At 68.1% G+C, this 19928-nt stretch carries 24 protein-coding genes and 2 pseudogenes; 14 read left to right on the top strand and 12 right to left on the bottom strand.

Annotation, left to right across the window (positions count from 1 at the left end; genetic code table 11):
- Positions 1-16 precede the first annotated feature (16 nt).
- Entirely contained in the window at positions 17-763 is a 747-nt protein-coding gene (locus tag OG972_RS45650) for an SDR family oxidoreductase (RefSeq protein WP_266992585.1), read from the bottom strand.
- 288 nt (positions 764-1051) lie between these two features.
- Positions 1052-2752 (bottom strand): L-aspartate oxidase, encoded by a 1701-nt coding sequence (locus tag OG972_RS45645; protein WP_266993026.1) that lies wholly within the window; start codon positions 2750-2752, stop codon positions 1052-1054.
- Between the two features lie 412 nt (positions 2753-3164).
- On the opposite strand from OG972_RS45645, the gene fdxA reads away from it, so the two are divergent.
- Complete coding sequence (gene fdxA, locus OG972_RS45640) at positions 3165-3527, top strand: ferredoxin (protein WP_266992583.1); 363 nt, start codon at positions 3165-3167, stop codon at positions 3525-3527.
- Positions 3528-3685: 158 nt separating this feature from the next.
- On the opposite strand, the gene OG972_RS45635 is transcribed toward fdxA, so the two are convergent.
- The 3 genes from OG972_RS45635 to OG972_RS45625 all read right to left on the bottom strand — a co-directional run bounded on the left by OG972_RS45635 (position 3686) and on the right by OG972_RS45625 (position 5377).
- A complete protein-coding gene (locus OG972_RS45635) occupies positions 3686-4183 on the bottom strand; it encodes an Ohr family peroxiredoxin (protein WP_266992581.1) in 498 nt (165 codons plus the stop codon).
- The gene (locus OG972_RS45630) at positions 4180-4359 is read right to left on the bottom strand and encodes a hypothetical protein (protein WP_266992579.1); all 180 of its coding nucleotides are present in this window, start codon (positions 4357-4359) and stop codon (positions 4180-4182) included. Before OG972_RS45630 ends, OG972_RS45635 begins: the two co-directional genes overlap by 4 nt.
- Positions 4360-4480: 121 nt before the next feature.
- Positions 4481-5377, bottom strand: coding sequence for an RNA polymerase sigma-70 factor (locus OG972_RS45625; protein ID WP_266992577.1), 897 nt, complete (start codon positions 5375-5377; stop codon positions 4481-4483).
- A gap of 342 nt (positions 5378-5719) precedes the next feature.
- Here OG972_RS45625 and OG972_RS45620 point away from each other — a divergent pair, with 342 nt between their 5' ends.
- Positions 5720-6145, top strand: a complete 426-nt coding sequence (locus tag OG972_RS45620) for a cupin domain-containing protein (RefSeq protein ID WP_266993024.1) — start codon at positions 5720-5722, stop codon at positions 6143-6145.
- Between the two features lie 141 nt (positions 6146-6286).
- The gene (locus tag OG972_RS45615; protein ID WP_266992575.1) at positions 6287-6718 is read left to right on the top strand and encodes a sigma-70 family RNA polymerase sigma factor; all 432 of its coding nucleotides are present in this window, start codon (positions 6287-6289) and stop codon (positions 6716-6718) included.
- A 736-nt stretch (positions 6719-7454) separates the two neighbouring features.
- Here the strand turns inward: OG972_RS45615 and OG972_RS45610 are convergent.
- Both OG972_RS45610 and OG972_RS45605 read right to left on the bottom strand, forming a co-directional pair.
- Positions 7455-7889 carry a hypothetical protein gene (locus tag OG972_RS45610; protein WP_266992573.1) on the bottom strand — a complete coding sequence of 145 codons (435 nt, stop codon included), beginning with the start codon at positions 7887-7889 and terminating at the stop codon, positions 7455-7457.
- A gap of 55 nt (positions 7890-7944) precedes the next feature.
- Entirely contained in the window at positions 7945-8601 is a 657-nt protein-coding gene (locus OG972_RS45605) for an ISAs1 family transposase (protein WP_266992571.1), read from the bottom strand.
- On the opposite strand from OG972_RS45605, the gene OG972_RS45600 reads away from it, so the two are divergent.
- The 7 genes from OG972_RS45600 (at position 8600) to OG972_RS45570 (ending at position 12908) form a co-directional block, all read left to right on the top strand.
- Positions 8600-9139 (top strand): integrase core domain-containing protein, encoded by a 540-nt coding sequence (locus tag OG972_RS45600; protein ID WP_266992569.1) that lies wholly within the window; start codon positions 8600-8602, stop codon positions 9137-9139. The genes OG972_RS45605 and OG972_RS45600 overlap by 2 nt on opposite strands.
- A 185-nt stretch (positions 9140-9324) precedes the next feature.
- Positions 9325-9666 (top strand): metalloregulator ArsR/SmtB family transcription factor, encoded by a 342-nt coding sequence (locus OG972_RS45595; RefSeq protein ID WP_266992567.1) that lies wholly within the window; start codon positions 9325-9327, stop codon positions 9664-9666.
- A complete protein-coding gene (locus OG972_RS45590) occupies positions 9663-11390 on the top strand; it encodes a SulP family inorganic anion transporter (RefSeq protein WP_266992565.1) in 1728 nt (575 codons plus the stop codon). Before OG972_RS45595 ends, OG972_RS45590 begins: the two co-directional genes overlap by 4 nt.
- A gap of 20 nt (positions 11391-11410) precedes the next feature.
- Positions 11411-11797 (top strand): pyridoxamine 5'-phosphate oxidase family protein, encoded by a 387-nt coding sequence (locus tag OG972_RS45585; protein WP_266992563.1) that lies wholly within the window; start codon positions 11411-11413, stop codon positions 11795-11797.
- Positions 11791-12219, top strand: coding sequence for an ATP-binding protein (locus tag OG972_RS45580; protein ID WP_266992561.1), 429 nt, complete (start codon positions 11791-11793; stop codon positions 12217-12219). Before OG972_RS45585 ends, OG972_RS45580 begins: the two co-directional genes overlap by 7 nt.
- 18 nt (positions 12220-12237) lie before the next feature.
- Complete coding sequence (locus OG972_RS45575; protein ID WP_266992559.1) at positions 12238-12597, top strand: STAS domain-containing protein; 360 nt, start codon at positions 12238-12240, stop codon at positions 12595-12597.
- An 89-nt stretch (positions 12598-12686) separates the two neighbouring features.
- Entirely contained in the window at positions 12687-12908 is a 222-nt protein-coding gene (locus OG972_RS45570) for an alkylphosphonate utilization protein (RefSeq protein ID WP_266992557.1), read from the top strand.
- A gap of 264 nt (positions 12909-13172) precedes the next feature.
- Here the strand turns inward: OG972_RS45570 and tnpA are convergent, their stop codons facing one another.
- Positions 13173-13601 carry an IS200/IS605 family transposase gene (gene tnpA, locus OG972_RS45565; protein WP_266988239.1) on the bottom strand — a complete coding sequence of 143 codons (429 nt, stop codon included), beginning with the start codon at positions 13599-13601 and terminating at the stop codon, positions 13173-13175.
- 52 nt (positions 13602-13653) lie between these two features.
- Between tnpA and OG972_RS45560 the strand changes: the two are divergent.
- Together OG972_RS45560 and OG972_RS45555 are read left to right on the top strand one after the other, a co-directional pair.
- Positions 13654-14851 (top strand): annotated as a pseudogene (locus tag OG972_RS45560) (RNA-guided endonuclease InsQ/TnpB family protein).
- Positions 14852-14953: 102 nt separating this feature from the next.
- On the top strand, positions 14954-15625 hold the full coding sequence (locus OG972_RS45555; RefSeq protein WP_266992555.1) for a hypothetical protein: 672 nt from the start codon (positions 14954-14956) through the stop codon (positions 15623-15625).
- A 374-nt stretch (positions 15626-15999) separates the two neighbouring features.
- On the opposite strand, the gene OG972_RS45550 is transcribed toward OG972_RS45555, so the two are convergent.
- The 4 genes from OG972_RS45550 to OG972_RS45535 all read right to left on the bottom strand — a co-directional run bounded on the left by OG972_RS45550 (position 16000) and on the right by OG972_RS45535 (position 18202).
- The gene (locus tag OG972_RS45550) at positions 16000-16422 is read right to left on the bottom strand and encodes a hypothetical protein (RefSeq protein WP_266992553.1); all 423 of its coding nucleotides are present in this window, start codon (positions 16420-16422) and stop codon (positions 16000-16002) included.
- A 421-nt stretch (positions 16423-16843) separates the two neighbouring features.
- Positions 16844-17299, bottom strand: a complete 456-nt coding sequence (locus OG972_RS45545) for a VOC family protein (protein ID WP_266992551.1) — start codon at positions 17297-17299, stop codon at positions 16844-16846.
- Positions 17300-17435: 136 nt separating this feature from the next.
- Positions 17436-17951, bottom strand: a complete 516-nt coding sequence (locus tag OG972_RS45540; protein WP_266992549.1) for an excalibur calcium-binding domain-containing protein — start codon at positions 17949-17951, stop codon at positions 17436-17438.
- Positions 17952-18076: 125 nt separating this feature from the next.
- Entirely contained in the window at positions 18077-18202 is a 126-nt protein-coding gene (locus OG972_RS45535; RefSeq protein ID WP_266992547.1) for a hypothetical protein, read from the bottom strand.
- A 138-nt stretch (positions 18203-18340) separates the two neighbouring features.
- Between OG972_RS45535 and OG972_RS49460 the strand changes: the two are divergent.
- Both OG972_RS49460 and OG972_RS45530 read left to right on the top strand, forming a co-directional pair.
- Positions 18341-18583: pseudogene (locus OG972_RS49460) on the top strand (transposase family protein); the annotation flags it as partial.
- Between the two features lie 2 nt (positions 18584-18585).
- Positions 18586-19296, top strand: coding sequence for a transposase family protein (locus tag OG972_RS45530; RefSeq protein ID WP_323135997.1), 711 nt, complete (start codon positions 18586-18588; stop codon positions 19294-19296).
- Positions 19297-19928: the final 632 nt, after the last annotated feature.

The raw sequence follows: 19928 nt of genomic DNA, 5'->3' as shown, positions 1-19928 counted from the left end.
GGCCACCCCGAAGGACTCAGCTCTGCTGCGCGAGCCAGTCGGTGAAACGGGTCTCGGCGATGTGCGCGTCGGGGCCGGGAAGGAGCGTGGTCTCCTGCAGCTGGGCATCGAAGTACGTGGCGTGCGGATCCGTCACGACCGTGCGCGGGTCGTTCTTGGCCGCGAGGCCCTTGCGGATGAGTTCGTCCAGCTGGAACGTGTCCGGGCCGGCCACCTCCACCACGCCGTTGAGGGGGGTGCCGACGGCCGTGCGGCCCACGGCGGCGGCCACGTCGTCCGAGTAGATGGGCTGGATCTTGACGGGGGCCAGACGCACGGTGTCACCGTCGGTCGCCGATGCGGCGATGCCCTTCATGAACTCGAAGAACTGCGTGGCGTGGACGATGGAGTACGGAATTCCGGCGGCCTTGATCAACTCCTCCTGCGCCTGTTTGGCACGGAAGTAGCCGCTCTCCTGGAGCCGCTCGGTGCCGACCACGGAGAGCGCGACATGGTGGGTCACACCGGCGTCCGCCTCGGCCTTGAGGAGGTTGGTGGTCGAGGTGCCGAAGAACTCCATGACGGCCTCGTCCGCGAACGACGGGGAGTTGGACACGTCCACCACGACCGAGGCACCCTCCAGAACCTCGGCAAGGCCCTCACCGGTCAACGTGTTGACGCCGGTGTTGGGCGCGGCCGGCACCGCCTCGTGGCCGTGCTCGTTGAGCTTGGCGACCAGCTTCGAGCCGATGAGGCCGGTACCGCCGATGACGACAACCTTCATGATGAGAAATCCTCTCCCGGATATTTTTCTGATTCTTCCGATGCCTGTCGGGCGGTCCGGATCGGCCGCTCGCTTGCGCCGGTCATTTTCGTCTGCACCAGGGATGACAGGATGGTCACCGGGTTTGTGACAGGGTGCCCGGGTGAATCTCGGAAATTTTTCATCCACGAGACGGGCAGGTTTCCGCGCGACGCCATGACGGTGCACCGCACAGTGCGGTGAGCCGAATCACCCGCAGGAAACGCGGGCAGGAATGGCGCCTGCCGGCGGAAGGCGAGGGCCGGGACCTTACTCGGCGAGCTTGCCCTCGGTGGAGACTTCCTCCATCAGGGAGGCGATCTCGTCCGGGATGGGAGGAATGCTTTCGCGGGTGATGCCCGTCGCGGGAGACCACACCAGGTTGACCTGCAGCGCGGGGTCGAGGTCCGGGTAGTCGCTGCGGTTGTGGCAGCCGCGGGTCTCGCGGCGTTCGAGGGCCGCCTCCAGAGTGGCCCGGGACGCCAGGGCGGCCGACTTGAGGTCGAAGGCGTGCGCGAGATCCTGGTAGCCGGCGATGTCGGGGTGGACCCCGACGTTCTCCATCCGCTTCTCGATCACCTCCAGCTCCGCCAGCCCGGCGCGCAGCCCCGCCTCGTCGCGTACCACGCCCGCGTGCTCGGTCATGGTGTTGCGGATGGCGCGTTGCAGTGCGCGTACGTTCTCGGGGCCGTCCGCTGCGAGGAGTTCGTCGATCTCGGCACGTGCCTCGGCCACCGCGGCCGCCGAGCGCGGCTGCGCGGTCAGCGACGTCGAGTAGGCGGCGGCTGCCTGCCCGGTGAGCCTGCCGTAGACGAGCAGCTCGATGAGACTGTTGCCGCCGAGCCGGTTGGCGCCGTGCAGGCCGCTCGATGCCTCACCGATGGCATACAGGCCGCGCACGTCGGTGCTGTGGTCCTCCGGCCGCACCCAGACCCCGCCCATCGAGTAGTGCGCCGTGGGCGCGACCTCGATCGTTTCACGGGTGATGTCCAGCATCTGGAGGTCCAGCAGCGTCTGGTACACCCGGGGGAGCCGGTTCATGATCGTCTGACGGGGGAGGTGGGAGACGTCGAGCCAGACGCCGCCGTTGGGCGTGCCGCGGCCTTCCTTGATCTCCGTGTACGAGGCGAGGGCCACCCGGTCGCGGGTGGACAGCTCCATGCGCGCGGCGTCGTAGCGGTTCATGTACCGCTCGCCGAGCGCGTTGCGCAGGATGCCCCCCTCACCTCGCGCGGCCTCGCTGACCAGCGTGCCGGCCGCGTTCTCCGGCTCGATGATGCCCGAGGGGTGGAACTGGACCAACTCGGGGTCGCGCAGGCGGGCGCCGGCCTCCACGGCCAGGCGGAAGGAGTCGCCGGTGTTCTCGTCGCGCCGTGACGACGTGCGCCGCCAGATGCGGGTGTGGCCGCCCGCCGCGAGGATCACGGCATCCGCATGGATGACGTAGCGCGTTCCGTCCGTCAGGTCGAAGCCGTACGCCCCGAACACCGCCCCGTCATGGGTCAGCAGCCGCGTGATGTACACGCTGTCGAGTATGGGGATGTTCAGTTGGCTCGCGCGCCGGATGAGCGTGCGCTGGATCTCCAGGCCGGTGTAGTCGCCCGCGAGGGCGGTGCGCCGGAACTTGTGCGCGCCGAAGAAGCGCTGGGAGATGCGGCCGTCCTCCTCGCGGGCGAAGGCCATGCCGTAGCGCTCCAGGTCGTCGATGCCGCGGGCGGCCCCCTGGGTGACGATCTCGGTGGTGCGGGGATCGCCGAGCAGATAGCTCTCCTTGAGGGTGTCGGCGGCGTGCTGCTGCCAGCTGTCCTCGGGATCCATCGTCGCGAGGGCCGCGTTGATGCCGTCGGCCGCGAGCGAGGTGTGGGCGTCCTCCTTGGGGCGCTTGCCGACGGCGAGGACGTCGATGCCGGCCTCGGCCAGCTCGATCGACGCGCGCAGGCCGGCTCCACCGGTGCCGATCACCAGCACCATGGTGGACAGATGTTTTTCGGTGGCAGCCACTATTGCTCCGATCGCTTGGGTGGTCAGTGACTCTGACCGGGTCCTCGGAGTGTTTGTGACACTCCCTCCGGCAACTCGTCGTCCCGGTACGTGGAAAGCACGTCACCGGGGCAGGGGCGGACGGACCCGTGGACGGGGTTACGGCAGGAGGCTGTCCAGGGGCACGGAGGGGTCGGCGAGGACAGCGTCGTCGACCTCGGCCCGGGCTCGATCAGGGCACGGATCGGGTCGATGACGTCCCAATGAGGGAGCGCTCAGAAGGCATCGAAAACACGTTGTTGTCACACCTTCGCCTGTTGCCCGGTCATACGGCCTGCCGGAGGTGTCGCATCGGCCGGCCTGGTGATTGCGAACATCTCCACGGACGGCGAAGGAGAAGAAGATGACCTACGTCATCGCGCAGCCCTGCGTCGATGTCAAGGACCGGGCCTGCGTGACGGAGTGCCCGGTGGACTGCATCTACGAGGGAGAACGGACCCTCTACGTCAACCCCTCGGAGTGCGTCGACTGCCACGCGTGCGAACCTGTGTGCCCCGTGGAGGCGATCTTCCATGGGGACGAGCTGCCGCAGCACTGGGCCGCGTACCGCTCCATCAACGCGGAGTACTTCGAGCAGCCTGCCCGCGGGCAGGACCATCCCCTGGTCGCCGGGCTGCCGCCCCAGACCGCGGACAAGAAAGGCATCGCCGTGTTCGCCATCCGCAAGGAGGAGGCGGCCGACGTCGACCGGTGGTTCCCGTCCTGACCGGACAGGTGCGACACGAACCTCGGGTCGTCCGGATCGGGCCGGCCGACACCGAGTCGGTGATCTCGCTCACCGGCAGCCGGCGCGGACCGTCGAGCGGCGCCGCGCCGGCCGCACGCGTCGCCACCGGTGTCGGCGGACGGTGGCCGACGGCACGCTCAGGAAGCCAGCGTGATGGTCGTCGGTGTGCCGCGCCACGCCATCCTCGCGTAAGGGCACAACGCGTCGGCCTGCTCCAGCAGCGGACTCGCGATCTCCGGATCCACCTCCGGCCAGTTCACCAACAGATCGACGTGCAGCAGATATCCGCCGTCGTCCGGATCCCGCCCGAAGGCGACGGTCGCGTCCACGGAGATCGCGGCAGGATCGAGTTCCTCCTGCCGCGCCACCAGGCTCAGGGCCCCGTGGAAGCAGGCCGCGAAACCGGCGGCGAATAGCTGCTCGGGGTTGGTCCCCTGACCGTCCCCGCCGAGTTCGGCGGGCAGGCGCAGGTCGATGTCCAAGGCCCCGTCGGACGACTGTGCCCTGCCGGAGGCGCGCCCGTGCGAGGCGACACCGCCGTGCACAGTCACGGTCGTCGTGTAGATGGGGGAGAAGGTTGTGCCCGCGTAGTCCTTCTGCGTGGACACGTTGGGCAACGGGACCTGCTCGGTCACAGGACTGCTCCGGCGTTGTCGTGGTACGTGCGCCGGATGATGCCCGACAGCGCGTACACAGACGGCAGGGATGCGGTGGGGACGCTGCCTGCCGGCGGAGGGATCTTCCTTCGGCGGGCGAGGCCGAAAACCCGGCGCCAGGTGGGCGCCACCGCGCGGCTCACGACATTCGTCACGTTGTGCTGTCCTTCAATCGGTGGAAAGCCTCATTCCGGATGACCGGTTGACCGACGAGTACCTGCTCTTGTGACATCTGCGGGGCCAGGCTCTTCGCGAGTAAGGGGTGAGGACGAGCCCTCAGCCCTCCAGGGTCGCCACATAAGGCAACAACTTGGCCGGGTTCATGACCCACATGATGCGGTCGATCCCCTCCGCGGACACGTCCACGGACAGCAGGGCCACCGCGTTCCCGTCGATGGAGACGAGCACGGCCGGCTGCCCGTTGGCCTCGGTCCACCGCACCTGCGCCGGGGGCCAGAAACGTGGGGCGAACGCCACGAGGTACTTGGAGACATGTGTGCGTCCGAAGACCGGGATCTTCGAGGCGCCGCGCACCCCGCCGCCGTCGGAGTAGCTGACGACGTCCGCGGCGAGGACCTGCTCGAGTACCGCCAGATTCCCGGTGCGTGCGGCGTCCAGGAACACCTCCAGCAGACGCCGGTGGTCGGCGGGGCCGACAGGCTCCCTGCGTTCGGCGGCCAGATGTTTACGGGCACGGCTCACCAGCTGGCGTGTATTGGCCTCCGTTGTCTCCAGGATGTGCGCGATCTGCCGGTAGGGATAGTCGAAGGCTTCCCGCAGGACGTAGGCGGCCCGTTCCACCGGGCTGAGCTTCTCGAGCAGCTGCAGGACCGCCAGTTGCAGGGCCTCGGTCCGCTCCGCCCCCACGTGCGGGTCCGCGCTGGTGTCGACCGGCTCGGGCAGCCACGGACCCGCGTACGACTCGCGTCGCACTCGGGCGGACTGGGCGAAGTTGATGGCCAGGCGTGTGGTGACCGTGGTCAGGAAGGCCGCCGGTTCGAGGACACGGGCGCGGTCGGTCTGCTGCCAACGCAGCCAGGCGTCCTGGACGACGTCCTCGGCCTCCACCGCGCTGCCGAGCATGCGGTAGGCGACGCCGAACAGCTGTGGGCGCACGGCGAGGAAGTCCTTCGCCGCCTGGTCGAGAGAGGCGGCGTCGCCCGCAGCGTTCATGGTTGCCCCTTCCGGTTTGATCGTGCTCATGCTATTAACCGGCGGAGCGGGGCGTTCGGTCGGCTCCCTATCCTTTGGAGGGGCGGTGGCCCCGCGGATGCCTCAGTGACGGCGGCCAGCCACTCACCACACCTAGGACAGGGTTTGGGCCGTAGGTGTGACACCGTTCCGATGAACGTGCCCTCGGAGCGCCGTACCTGTCACAGATCCACACGGTGTCCGGTCAACATTGGCGAACGGTCATGAAGCAGCAGTCAGGCACCCGTTGGACGGTGTGCCGCCCGCACATGACATGGCGACCCACGAAAGGGCACAAGCGTGTCGGACAACCACGCAGCGCACATGCACGGAACCGGCGACCAGGCGGCGTCGGAGAGCTGGATGACCGCGGCGAAGATGCTGCAGGACGCCTCGCCGCTGACGATCCCCGAAGGCGCCTCGGCGATGACCATCCAGATCGAGTGGGAAGCGGGCGACCCGGGGACCCCGCCGCACCGCCACTCCGGGCCCGCCTTCGGCTACGTCGTCGAGGGCGCGGTCCGCTTCGAGCTGGAGGGCGAACCCGAGCGGGTGGTGGAGGCCGGCGGCACGTTCTGGGAGCCGGGCGGCGACGTGATCCACTACCAGGACGGCAATGCCCTCTCCGACGCGCGGACCCGGTTCGTCGTGACCATGATGTGCGCGCCGGGAAAGCCCATGCTCGAACTCGTCCCCGAGGAGGAGCTGGCCCAGCGCGCCCACCTGCGCGCCCCGCGGCCCACCGACTGACGCCCCCGGTGCGCGGCCGTTTCGGCGGAGGGCACGAGACACGATGAGTGCCACCGACGTCGTGCACGCCCCGCTGACCACGCTGTTCGCGGGCGCGGCCGTCTATGCGGCACGGCACGCGCTGCGGGCGCCCGGCCCGGCATGGCGCGGCCGCGTCGACCATTTCCTGCACGCCGCCATGGCCGTGGCCATGGCGGCGATGCTTTGGGGGCCGACGCTGCCACGGACGGCCCATGCCGTCTTCTTCAGACGGAGACCGAACGAGGTGAGGCGATCGAACTCATCGTCCATCTGCTGCTCGAACGTCTGCCGCCGTCGGAACGGGCCGCGTTCGTGCTGCGAGAGGGGTCCGAGTACCCGTACCGGCAGATCGCTGAGACCCTGCGGATCAGTACGGCCAACGCGCGGCAGCTCGTGAAGCGCGCCCGCGTACGGATCTTGGCTGCCCGCTCCTATCCGTTCAGCCCGGCGGCCAGCGGCCGTCTCCTGCGGGCGTTCGTGCCCGCCGCACGCGGCGGCGATCTGACACGCCTCGAGACTGTTCTTGCAGCCGACCTCAAGCAAGCCGCCTGAAGGAGCTTGAGGATCTCGTGCTCGTCTCGTCGATGGGTGGGCATCCAGCCGTAGGTGCGGAAGCCCTTTGTGCCGATCACTCAGGCGCCCAGTTCTCATGAGACCGGCCGACTCAGCCCGTGGGTACCCCGACCGCGTGTGCCGGTCATGGACGTGGCGTGGTTGAGGTACAGCGTCACCGTCGTCCGGTCCGAGACCCCTATGCCCACCTCGAGGCAGTCCCGTGAAAACGGTGCTGTCGGCCCGTCAGATGCTGGTACGAGCGGCGCGTGCTCAAGGGTGTCGATGCTCCGCTACATGAAGAGCGAGCAAGTCCGCCTTGAGATGCCACGGCGGGAGGACGCCTCAATGTTGAAGGTGGCCGGTCGCAGTGCCGTGAACATGGAGCTCTCTCCCATGGGGGAGAGGACGAATCCGTTTTCACCGCGCGAGCCACGCACGCTTGTGCTATGACATCAGTCTCCGCCCGCCGTCAGGGGGCCTGCAACTCCGGCCCCTGCGGGCGCGCGTCGTATTCGATCGGCGCCGCAGACCGGGGGCAGGCGCGAAGGCAGGGCGGCGTCGTTCAGAGGATCTGTCCGGGTTGATACTGGTTCAGATAGCCGGTGTGGTTGTTGAGTTCGTCGACCGGGATCGAACGGAGGCAGTCGCGGCCTCCGGGTGATCACGAGGTGTCGAGTCCCTGATCACCGCGGCGGTACTGATGCCGCCGACTTTGTTCCCGATGTGCAGTTCCCTACAGGGACATGCCGCAGTACAGGCGTCGTCGCGGCCCGGCGTCGCGGGCGAGTTCGCCGAGGCGTTCCAGGAAGTCGGCCAAGAGCCCTGGGTCCTGCCCGCCACCGTCCTCCGTGTGGGTCCATGCGGTGGCGGTTTCCAGCAGGCGCTCCGGGGTGGCCGCTGCGAGGGCGTCACGGAGGGTGTCCGTGAGCGAGACGAGCCAGGGCCCTTCGTGCTCGGGGTCGTTGAGCAGTTCGCAGAAGCGGGGGTCAGCTTCCACTTGCTCCTCGGATACTCCTGTCAGGTGGGCCTCGACGGTTCCGAGGAGCAGGTAGGGGTCTGCCCCTTTGAGGCCGAGCGTGCCGAATGGGTCGTCCATGCAGTCGTCTTCGAACAGCGCGAGGGCTTGCCTGTCGTCGGTGGCCGCGTAGTAGTCGTAGATGTTTCCCATGGCTGGATCGTGTCAGCCCGGGGGCGGCATCGTTCAGGGGGTCTGTCGGATCGGATCAGGTGATGTCGAGGGTCGTCAGGGGTCGGGTGGCGTCGCGGCTGTGTTTGCGCAGGCCGGCGGCGATGTTGTCGTAGCCGGTGAGGCGGAGGGCGCCGATGGCCAGGTTGCGCAGCGTGGCCATGGCCCGGGGTGCGGTCCCGGTGCGCATGCGCGAGGCGTCCTCGGTGAAGGTGGTGTCGCGCACGTGGTGGATCTTGTTCCCGATGCCCCAGTGTTCGCGCACGTGGTGGGCGATCTCGGGAGCGTCGGCCTGGTGGGCGGCAAGGTCGGTGGCCGCGTAGACGCGTTGCAGGGTGACCCTGTCGCTGGTGATGGTCCTGCGGCGGCGCACGATCTGCACGGCCTGGGCGGCGTGGGGGAAGTCCAGGCCGCGGGCGACGGTGGCGGTCTTGACCCGGCGGATCTCGTCGCGGCCGTGCGCGGTGGCGCGGGTCTTGTCCAGCAGCGGCACGTCCCGCCAGGGCATCTGCTTGAGCTGCCGGTGCAACAGCGGCTGGTTTCCCTTGATCACGGCGATGTAGTGGGCTTTCTTGTCCTCGACCAGGAAGCGGGCGTGGGCGGTCTGGGAATGGAGGGCGTCGAAGGTGACCACAGTGTCGGTCAGGTCGAGGCCGGCGAGCAGAGGTCGGAAGACGGTGATCTCGTTGGCCATGGACTTCATCGAAACCATCACCCCGACCGGGAAGCGGCAGTACATCCTGGCCGTCATCGAGCACGCAACCCGCCGCATCCGCGTCCTGGCAACCACCGCAGGCTGGGTCGCCCACACGGTCAAGAACCTCGTCATGGACCTTGAGGGCGTGGGCGCGCACGCCGCCTACCTGATCCGCGACCGCGACGCGAAGTACCCCGCCCTGATCGACAAGATCCTCGCCGACGCCCACATCCAGAGCGTGTTCACCGGCGTCCGCATGCCAAGGATGAACTCGATCATGGAGAGATGGGTGCTCAGCCTTCGCCGCGAACTCCTCGACCGCACCCTCATCTGGAACGCTCACCACCTGCGCCATGCCCTGAGCGAGTACGAGCGGTTCCACAACGAGCACCGCACCCACCGCTCCCTGCAGGCAGCCGCGCCGCCGCGCGCACTCCCCGAAACCATCACCGACCCCAGGCAGATCGCTCGCCTCGGCATACGCCGACACGACCGCCTCGGCGGAGTGATCCACGAGTGCCAACACGCCGCTTGACCCGCACGGACGTGATTCTCGGCCCGCACAGGTCCACGGATGAGGCCGAAGGGCGAGCACCAGATCAATGAATTGCATAATTTTGCAATTCGATACATGCTGTAGGGGCTATGCCGGTTCGTAGTCGTGGGCACAGCGCCGAGCGATGTTCCCGGGTTTCTGGGTGATGAGGAGTGTGCGAGACCGTGCCGGTTCCGCTGTATGAGGCCAAGGCCGAGTTCTTCCGGATGCTCGGGCACCCGGTGCGCATCCGGGTGCTGGAGCTGTTGCAGGGCGGTCCGATGCCGGTACGTGACCTGCTGGCGGCGATCGAGGTGGAGCCATCGGCGCTGTCGCAGCAACTGGCGGTGTTGCGCCGCTCGGGGATCGTGACCGCTGCCCGGGAAGGCTCGACCGTGGTGTATGAGCTGGCCGGCGGGGATGTCGCGGATCTGATGCGGGCGGCGCGGAGGATCCTGACGGAGATGCTGAGCGGGCAGAACGAACTGCTGGCCGAGCTGCGGAAAGCAGAGGTAGCGCCCGAGTGAGTGCCTTGCTGGCCCGGTCCTGGGAGCGGGTGCGCTTCCTGTTGCCTGCCCGCGCCGACTACTCGGTCATGGCCCGTAATCCGCGCCGTGACCTGCTCGCCGGCCTCACTGTCGCCATCGTGGCCCTGCCGCTCGCACTCGGGTTCGGTGTCTCCTCGGGGCTCGGCGCAGAAGCCGGGCTCGCTACCGCCGTGGTGGCGGGAGCCTTGGCGGCGCTGTTCGGCGGCTCGAATCTCCAGGTCTCCGGCCCAACGGGCGCGATGACGGTGGTGCTGGTGCCGATCGTCGCCCAGTACGGGCCCGGCGGAGTGCTGACGGTCGGGCTGATGGCCGGTGTCCTGCTGATCGTGCTCGCCCTGCTGAAGGCCGGCCAGTACATGCGGTATATCCCGGCCCCGGTGGTGGAGGGCTTCACCCTGGGCATCGCCTGCGTCATCGGACTTCAGCAGATCCCGGGCGCCCTCGGCGTTCCCAAGCCCGAGGGCGACAAGGTCCTCGTCGTGACCTGGCGCGCCATCGAGGAGTTCACGAAGGCGCCGAACTGGACCGCCGTGGCCCTCGCGGCTGGTGTCGCGGCCATGATGCTGCTCGGTGCACGCTGGCGCCCGGTCGTCCCGTTCTCCATCGTCGCGGTGATCGCCGCCACTGTGGCCGCCCAGCTCTTCCACCTCGACAAAGCTGTCCCGATCGGTGATCTGCCGTCCGGGCTGCCTGCCCCTTCGCTCGGCTTCCTGGACCTGTCGGCCCTGGGTTCGCTGCTCGCCCCCGCCGTAGCGGTGGCCGCACTCGCGGCGCTGGAGTCGCTGCTGTCGGCCACTGTCGCGGACGGCATGACGGTCGGGCAGAAGCACGACCCGGACAAGGAACTGTTCGGGCAGGGCATCGCGAACCTGGCCGCCCCTCTGTTCGGCGGCGTTCCGGCAACGGCCGCCATCGCCCGTACCGCGGTCAATGTCCGTAGCGGCGCGGGCTCCCGGCTGGCCGCGCTCACCCACGCCGCCGTCCTCGCTGTGATCGTCTTCGCGGCAGCTCCGCTGGTCTCCAGGATCCCGCTGGCCGCACTGGCGGGTGTGCTGATCGCGACCGCGATCCGCATGGTCGAGGTCGGCGCGCTGCGGGCGATGGCCCGCGCGACCCGCTCCGACGCGGTCGTCCTCGTCCTGACCGCGGCTGCCACTTTGGCTCTCGACCTTGTCTACGCGGTCATCATCGGCCTGGTGGTGGCCGGGGCGCTGGCGCTTCGGGCGGTGGCCCGCCAGGCCCGGATCGACGAGGTGGACTTCCGACCCGATCTGCCCGGTGAGCACAGTGAAGAGGAGCACGCGCTCCTGGCCGAGCACATCGTCGCGTATCGGATCGACGGGCCGCTGTTCTTCGCCGGCGCCCACCGCTTCCTCCTCGAGCTCTCCGAGGTTGGCGACGTGCGCGTGGTGATCCTGCGGATGTCGCGGGTGTCGACGATGGACGCGACCGGCGCTCTCGTGTTGAAGGACGCCGTGGAGAAGCTGAACCGGCGCGGCATCGCCGTGATGACCTCCGGCATTCGCCCCGGCCAGCGCCAGGCCCTCGATTCCGTCGGCGCCTTGGGCCTGTTGCAGCGACAGGGGCGCGAGTACGCCTCCACTCCGGAGGCCATCGCCGGGGCCCGTGCCCACCTGGAGAAGGCCGGACTGCTGCCCGTCCCCGGCCGGATCGCTCCTGTCATCGAAAAGGCTTTCCGATGACTGGCCCCCACACCCGCCGCATGACCGAGGTCTCTGGCGCGGAGGGCCTTTGGCTGCTCGAAAGCGTCGGCCAGGGACGTCTGGTCTACTTCCAGCGCGAGATCGCCGTGGTCCGCCCGGCCGTGCACGTCGTGCAGTACGGGCGCCTGATCGTCCGCGCCCCGGCCCAGGAGGCCGCCCTGGCCGACCGGGTCGCACTGACCTATCAGGCGGATGAGATCCAGGCCGACGGTAGCGGTTGGACCGTCACCGTGACCGGACCGGCCGAGATCGTCCGTGACGCGGACGAGACGGCCCACTACCGCCGTACGCTGCCGGGCTGGGCCCATGGCCCGCACGACACCCTCGTACGGATCCGTCCGCAGGCGGTTACCGGCTTCCGCCTCGCCCACCCGGAGGCATGGTGAGTACGCAGCTCGAAACCTTGCCGTATCGGCATGTACTGACCCTGCCCACGATGGGTTCGGCCGTGCGGATAACGCGTGAGACGACGGAGCAGGTGCTGGAGGAGTGGGGTATCAGCCGCCGCCATCCGAGCGTGGATCCGGCGCTGCTGATCCTGTCGGAGCTGGTGACCAACAGTGTGCGTCACGCCGCCGCGCTCTCCCCGAACGTGACGGTCATCTTCGCGGGCGGGCCGGACACGTTCGCTTTCGCTGTCCACGACCGCCACCCCTACCAGCCCCGCCTCTACGGCACGGCCATCGGCACCGGCAGCACCGGGCTGGCCACCGTCGTCGAACTTACCTTCCAGCTCGGTGGCACCGCGGTCGTACGCGGGGACGCGGACGGCCAGGGCAAGAGCATCTGGGTCACCCTTCCCCTGTAGAAGATTGAGGCAGCGACGATGACCATCGAGTGGCGCTACACCACCCACCACAGCCTCGGCATCCTCTCCCTCGCCGGATATCTCGGCCCGGACGCCGTCCACCGGTTCACCGGCGCCATCGGCTGGGTCCAGGCACGCGGCACCGGACCGGTCATCCTCGACCTGACCGAACTGCGCGGCTGGTCCGCCGCCGGCCAGCTCGCCGTCGCCCAGGCCGCCCACCAACTCCACAGCGGCGGGCGGCGCCTGGAACTCGCCGCAATCCCCGCCGACGGCTGTCTCGTGCCCGACGGCACCCACCCGCCGATCCCCGTCCACTGCGACCTGCCCACCGCCCTCGCCACCCACCGGGACCCGGCCTGGGACGGGCGGGAATAGTGCACCGACGAGTGGCCCGGCGCGCACACCAGCACCGGCCAATGCCTGATGCAAGCAATGCACAACAACGAACCGAGCAAGGAAGAACCATGAGCGACGTGACCGTGAAGGACAGCAACGGGACCGTTCTGGAGGACGGCGACTCCGTCACCCTCATCAAGGACCTGAAGGTGAAGGGCACCTCCGAGACCCTCAAGCGCGGCACCCTGGTCAAGAACATCCGCCTCACCACCCAGCCCGGCGAGATCGAGTGCAACACCAAGAAGGTCAAGGGCCTCGTCCTGAAGACCGAGTTCCTGAAGAAAGCCTGACCCAGGCCGCATATCTCGCACGCGCTGCGCCCCATGCTTCACAACGGGGACGGCGCGTGCGGCGTTTCCCGCCACCTTGAGACGTGCGGCAGCGCGAGAGCCGCGTCCAGGCTCGTCGCCCAGCACGCACTGTCCACCGCCCGAGGCCTGTGGGGTGCCATCCCTGTTCTTGCGTGGGTATCCCCGGCTTCAGCCGGGGAGGGAAACGCGTCCTAAGCCCGGAGGCGCGAAGCGCCGGAGTTCGCTCCGCCTCTGTCGTTGCGGTCAGATAGGCCGCTTCTGGCCTTCGATGTACTGGCGGATCACGGTCAGCGGTGCACCGCCGCATGATCCTGCGAAGTAGGAGCGGGACCAGAACACTGACCCCATGCCGATCCGGTTGATGCGGCCGGTGTACTCGGCCCGCAGGTACCGGGAGCTTACGCCCTTGAGGGAGTTGATCAGTTTAGACAGGGCGACTTTCGGCGGGTAGTGCACCAACAGGTGCACGTGATCCGCCTCGCCGTTGAACTCGCGTAGCTCTGTCTCGAAGCTGGCGCAGACCTCTCGCATGATCTCCTCGCACCGTTTGAGCATGGCGTCATCGAAGATGTCACGCCGGTACTTGGTGACGAACACCAAGTGTGCGTGGAGGGTGTAGGTGACGTGCCGTCCGGTGCGGATATCGGGGTTTGGTTTCCAGCGTGGTGACATACGCCAAGCGTAGTATGATCAAGCGAGCCAACGTGGAAGGGGGGTGGGTCGGATGATGCGTGCGTACAAGTTCCTTATGCGGCCCACCGTGGGCCAGACGATCGCACTGGGCGAGATGCTGCGCGATCACTGCTCCCTCTACAACGGTGCCTTGCAGGAACGCCGTGACGCGTACCGGCACGTGTCGAAGACGAGCATCAAGTACGGGATGCAGTCCGCGCAGCTCAAGGAGATCCGGGTGCACGACCCGGAGCGTCAGGGCCGGTGGTCCTTCTCCTCCCAGCAGGCGACGCTTCGCCGTCTCGGCAAGGCATTCGCCGCGTTCTTCCGCCGCGTCAAGGCGGGGAAACGCCGGGCTACCCGCGCTTCCGTGGCGTGAACTGGTTCGACACGGTCGACTTCCCCAAGGACGGGGACGGCTGCCGCTGGGACTCCACTCCGCACGACCCGGTCACCCGCGTCCGCTTCCAAGGTGTCGGGCACGTCAAGGTCAACCAGCATCGGCCGGTGGTCGGCAAGGTCAAGACCGTGTCTGTCAAGCGTGAGGGCAAGCGCTGGTACGTGATCCTGACCGCCGAGCAGACCGCGCCTAAGCCGCTTCCCGCGACCGGCTCTGTGGTCGGCATCGACATGGGCATAGCCAACTTCCTTGCCGACTCGGGCGGCGAGTTCATCGAGAACCCCGGCACGGGCGGAAGGCCGCCGCGAAGCTCGAAGCGGCACAGCAGGCTGTCGCTCGGTGCAAGCGCCGCAGCAACCGGCGTAAGAAGGCCGTCCATAAGGTTGCGGACCTGCACCGAAAGGTCCGCCGTCAGCGCCTCGATCATGCACACAAGACCGCGTGGGGCCTGGTCCGCGAACACGACTTCATCGCGCACGAAGACCTTAAGATCCGCAACATGGTCAAGGCCCCCGCACCGAGGCCCGACCCCGACCGGCCGGGCAGCTTCCTGCCCAACAGGGCCGCCGCAAAGGCCGGACTCAACCACTCGATCTCGGATGCCGGATGGGGGGTGTTCCTGACGATCCTGCACGCCAAGGCTGAAAGTGCCGGACGAGACGTGATCGCTGTGGACCCCCGCAACACCTCCCGGACCTGCCCCGAATGCGGGCACGTCGCAGCGGAGAACCGGCCCACACAGGAGAAGTTCCACTGCGTCTCGTGCGACCACAGCGCGCACGCGGACACGGTGGGCGCCCTGAACGTTCTACGGGCCGGGCTGGTCCGTCGCGAAGCCGCACCGGCATAGCGAGAAGCCCCCTCGTTCACGAGGGGGAGGAGTCACAACTCTCGTACCTGCTTCGACCTGGGACCTCGAGACCTGCGACTGATCATGGCATGCTCGAACGCTGTGGCGCTCCGCGTGAGCTACCTCGCCTTCGTCCGCATCCTCGGGCTGCTCCTCCTGCTCTCCCGTGCCCAACGAGCCAAGGACGTCGAGCTGCTGGCGCTGCGCCACGAAGTCGCCGTCCTGCGCCGCCAACTCGGCACCCGGCCACGCCTGTCCTGGCCGGACCGGGTCATACTCGCCGCCCTCGCCCGACACCTCCCCGCTCCGCTGCGCCGCACCCGGCTGGTCACCCCCGACACCCTGCTCACCTGGCACCGCCGCCTCGTCCGCTGGAAAGGGAGACAGATACCGGCGCGCACCGGCCGCCCGCCGATGCCCGAGCAGCTCACCGGCCTGGTCCTGCGGCTCGCCCGCGAGAACAGCTCCTGGGTCTGCACCCGCATCCAGGGCGAGCTCCGCCGCCTGGGTCACCGTGTCGGCGCCTCCACCATCCGCCGCGTCCTGCGCTCCGCCGGCCTCGACCCCGCCCCCCGACGGTCAGGAGACGCGCCGACCTGGCGCGAGTTCCTCCGCGCCCAGGCGAGCGGACTCCTCGCGGCGGACTTCTTCCTGATGTCAGCTCCTCGCCTTGCTCCACCGGCCGCCGGCCGCTCTCACTCGTCGTCGCTGCGCTCCAGGACCAAGCCGACGGACCCGTCCTCCAGACCGTTGCTGTCTTCGAGGTGCAGGTGACTTCCATCAGGAACGCCGTCCCCGGCGAGCACAAGCAGATGCCCGGCGAGCGTCCTCAGGCCCGCAGCATTCGCCTCGATGACGACCTCACCCCCGAGGTCCCGCACCTCGATCCGCGCGTCCCCCTCCCACGTGAAGACTTGCGCGACACCATCGGTCACGGCCGTAACTTGGGTGCTCTCAACGGGGGCGCTGCTGGACTCAGAGGTCATGGAGAACATGATGCCGCCCAGCGCACACGCCTCCGGAGGCTGGACCGATTCCTCATGTCTATGCAGTTCAAGCGTCTGATACGCCCTCCGGCTGAGGAGTCATCCCGCACATGTCCCGTGACGTGGCGATCAAGTAGTCGGTTCGTGCCAGGATCACTCGGATCAGTCTTTCTCCCGGCTGAATTCGTGCGTGCACCCCCCGGAAGTCACGTCCCGAGTGAAGCAGGCGATGAAGGAATCCGGGGAGCCGTAGAAGGCCAATTTCATGTCCTCGCAGTCCACGCCGTCGAAGGTGACCGTGCCATACGTTCCGGAGGGAGACCAGGTTCCATGTTGCCGGTCGGCGAACCCGGAGCACCCCCAGCCGACGACGTCCGCCTTGTCCAAGCCCTTGGCTGTGAACGTGCCGTCGTCCTTGAACTCAACTGTCGCCCCGGTCCAGTCCGACCACACGCCCGTCAGCTGATCAGCGGTGTTGACCTCGACTGGGTAGACGGAACAGGAGGCCAACAGGAATGTCACCGCACATCCCAACGCAGCGCCCATGAATGCACGTCGTATCCTCTGATGCTGGTTGGCAGCCATACGGCCCTGCCTCTCGTGTCTCGCACATGCCAGGGAGCGACGCCTCAAGGAAGCAACGAACATCATCTTGAACGCGTTCAAGTCCTGGTGTCAATGGGGCCGGGGCGCGACGGACGCTTCGCGATTACCATCGGTCCGTGCGCCTGGCAGCGAAGGTCGGCATGGAGAGACTTTGGGCGGGAGCTGCCATGGTCCAAGGACCTGCACCTTCGCTGACCTGGGTCGGAGCCTTGCTGTGACTCCCCGTGATTCCCCCAGCTTCCCGACGGATCGGGCACGCGAGGGGCACGCACCCCAGCCACAGCCTGCCCCGCCTCGTGGCGCACCCACGAGGTACGACAAGCTCGCCGTCCGCTACGAGGCGACTGTGCTGGTCGCAGCCGTGAACGAGTGGCTGTGACCAGCACCGTCGCAACGGCCCTCAGACGACGTCGAATTCGTTGCCCTCGGGGTCCTGCATGGCGGCGGCGTAGAGCCCCATGTCCGGCTCATCCTTGATCCGCAGCATGGTGGCACCAGCTTTGACCAGCCGTTCCACCGTAGCCTTGACCCGCTGTGTGCGGACGTCCAGTGGGACGTCACGGCCCCCACCGACCTTCAGGTCGAAGTGCCACCGGTTCTTGGCGACCTTCGGCTCCGGAACCTGCTGGAACCACACCCTCGGTCCACGTCCCGCGGGATCGATGATGGACTCCGGAATATCCCCGGCACCGGCTGGCAACTCCGCCTCGGGCACCCCCACCGCCGCCCAGTAAGCACGCCACGTGGCGTGCCCGCCAGGCGGAGGCTCAGGCACGTAGCCCAGGGCCTCGGCCCAGAAGGTCACCATTTTCTGCGGATCGGAGCAGTCGATCGTCAGCTGCACTGTCATCTCCATGCTCGGAGCATCCCAGGCAGGTCTGACAGACGATCCACTTTCGCAACAGGCCCTAACAGCAACCGCATTGTATAGAAGGCTCGATGGCTGACGCCGAGCATTGCCAGGTGCGGCGACGGCGGCGGTCCAGAATTGCCTACTCGCAGGCGACTCCGTCTCCGTCGCGGTCGAGGTGTCTTCCGTAGCCGGGGTCTCCTGCGTGGATCGGTGCGGCGCCGGCAGCCCGCACTGCCGTGCAGTTCGCGTAGTACGTCGACTGACTGCCTCCGTCCGACCCGGATCCGCCGGACGTGCCGCTTTCGGGTGCGACGGTGACCTTGACGGTCTTCGTCTTGGTCACGGTCGGCACAGGCTCCGGGCTGGCAGTGACGGTCTCGGTGACCGCAGGTTCGGGGCTGGCAGTCGTCGTCGCCGTGACGGTTGCTGCGGGTGCCGGCTTCGCGCTGGCGACTGCTTCCGTGTTGGTGCCGTCGTCCGCCGCACCGATGCCGACACCGATGAAGAACAGTAGTCCGGCCGCGGGGAACAGGACTCGCTTCCGCGTCCACTTCGGCCGTGCCACCGGCAGTGCGGGCGCCACATACGGGTTGTTCCCGGCGGCCTGAGGCGGCTGCCCCCAAGGCGGCGGTTGCGGCGACGGATTGTGCGACATATGAGTCCCCCCGGGAGGTTCGTGGAGAGATGACCGTAGCGACGCCCCCCGGGGGTGGGTGAGGTAGATGCTCCGGAAGTGACGGAGTTGTGACCGAGCCGTGGGGATGGGGGGAGGGGGGCGGATCAGGCGTCGTCCGACGGCGGCCGGGTGAAGAGCAGGTTCCAGCATCGCTGAAGCCCTTGGCCCTCCAACTCCTGGCTGTGCAGCTTCCAGCCGATCGCCTCGACGCGACCTATCGCGGCAGCCACGTCAGCGTCCCGATTTCGAGGTGAGGGCGACGGGAAGAAGCGGTTACGGGTTCCCCCGCGATGGATCGTGGACGGCCGTGACATGGCAATGGCCGCGCGGGTTCTTGAGGTGTGAAGATCAAGCAGGCCCGCGCGGCCATGTCCCATCCTGTCCTCTGCGGTCTCGCGCGCCAACATCTCGGCGAGTTGATCGAAGAACTCGCGCCACGCTGGGAGGCACGCTGTGAGTCCGGACGGCACCAGCGGCGCAGGGGCAACCGCAGGCGGCAGGCCGGGGCCGGACCGAGGTACGAACTCGTCTTCACCGACCGGGTGTTGATCACCTTGGTTCACCTGCGAACCGGACTCACTCACGACGCCCTGGCCGTGCTCTACGAAGTGGGATCTTCGACCATCGGCCGTGCCGTCGGCGAGATCCGCCCGCTGCTGGCCGAGCGCGGATTCGCGGTGCCAGACGGCCCAGCCTGCGGCTGCGAACCCTGGAGGACGTCTTCGCCTACTCCGAGGCCGAAGACGTCACGCTGCGGATCGACGGCACCGAGACCCAAGTCCGCCGCCCCTGGGCAAACCGTCCCGGCAGGCGTGCCTTCATCTCTGGCAAGCGCCGGCAGAACACCATCAAGACGACCACGATCAGCGATCACCAGGGCCGCACCCTGTTCTCCGGTGCCCAGCGGCCCGGCCGGATGCGCGACCAGACCGCCCTGCGCACCGAAGGCATCGCCGAGCAGCTCCGCCAGCACCCGACCGTCAGGGCCGAGGTCGACGAGGGTTACCGAGGCCTGGCCAACGAGTTTCCCGAACAGGTCTCGGCACCACCGAGGAAGCCGAGGGACCTCGACAACGCACCGCTGAGCGAGAGGTACGGATGGCGAGAAATGTGCCGCCGCCAGTCTTCCCGCCGGATCTGCGTCGAGCACGCCAACGCCGAACACCGGCAATGGCGCCCGCTCCAGCGGTATACCGGACGCCGCGAAACCTACGGCGACACCCACCGAGCCATCGCCGGGCTCGTCTCCGACCGCGCAGCCAAACGCGCCACCCGGCGCAGGACAAGCACCGAACTCGTGCCCGTCAGCACGACGGCCTGCTGAATCACCCACCAGCCGAACCGCCAGACCAGCACACTCAGATCTCAATCGCGGGGCAGCCCGTAAGCGAACGCCGCGTCGCCGCGCTTCCACGCCACTTCGGCCTGCTCATCGATGCTCTTGATGGCGATCTTCTTCAGCACCTTCTTCAACATGGCGACACGGTAGGGCCTGAGTTGTGCGCGGGCACCCGTCATGCCGAAGCCCGGCCCAATTCCGATGGGCCGGGCTTCAGAGGGATGGGTTCGGTGAGCGACTGCGCTGCCTACCTTGGATGCCTACCAGTCGCGCTCCTCACTGCTCGGTGGTGTCGGTGGTGCGGCGAACCCACTCGCGGCTGCGGCCGGCGGCATTGGCGATGGACACCTGCGGCATCCCGGTGCGGGTCGCGGCGTACACGACCTGCTCCATGCGACGACGGCTGTTAACGATGCCGTTCCGCCGAGGTGGCAGCCGCCCTCACGCGGGGAAGTCCCTGCAGGCGAGCCATTCGCGGGCTGACACCGACCCTGCTCGTGTGCCCCGTATGGCCCTCCCTCCCCGGGCCCACGGCGCCCGTGTCGGAGTCCGAGAACGGGCCTGCGTTATTCGCTGGTGTGTGGCCCTGTGGCCCTTGTAGGTTGGCATCGCGACCG

Origin of the sequence: Streptomyces sp. NBC_01669 (assembly GCF_026339735.1) — a bacterium.
Classification (GTDB): domain Bacteria; phylum Actinomycetota; class Actinomycetes; order Streptomycetales; family Streptomycetaceae; genus Streptomyces; species Streptomyces yanii.
This window is presented reverse-complemented; position numbering and strand designations above follow the sequence as displayed.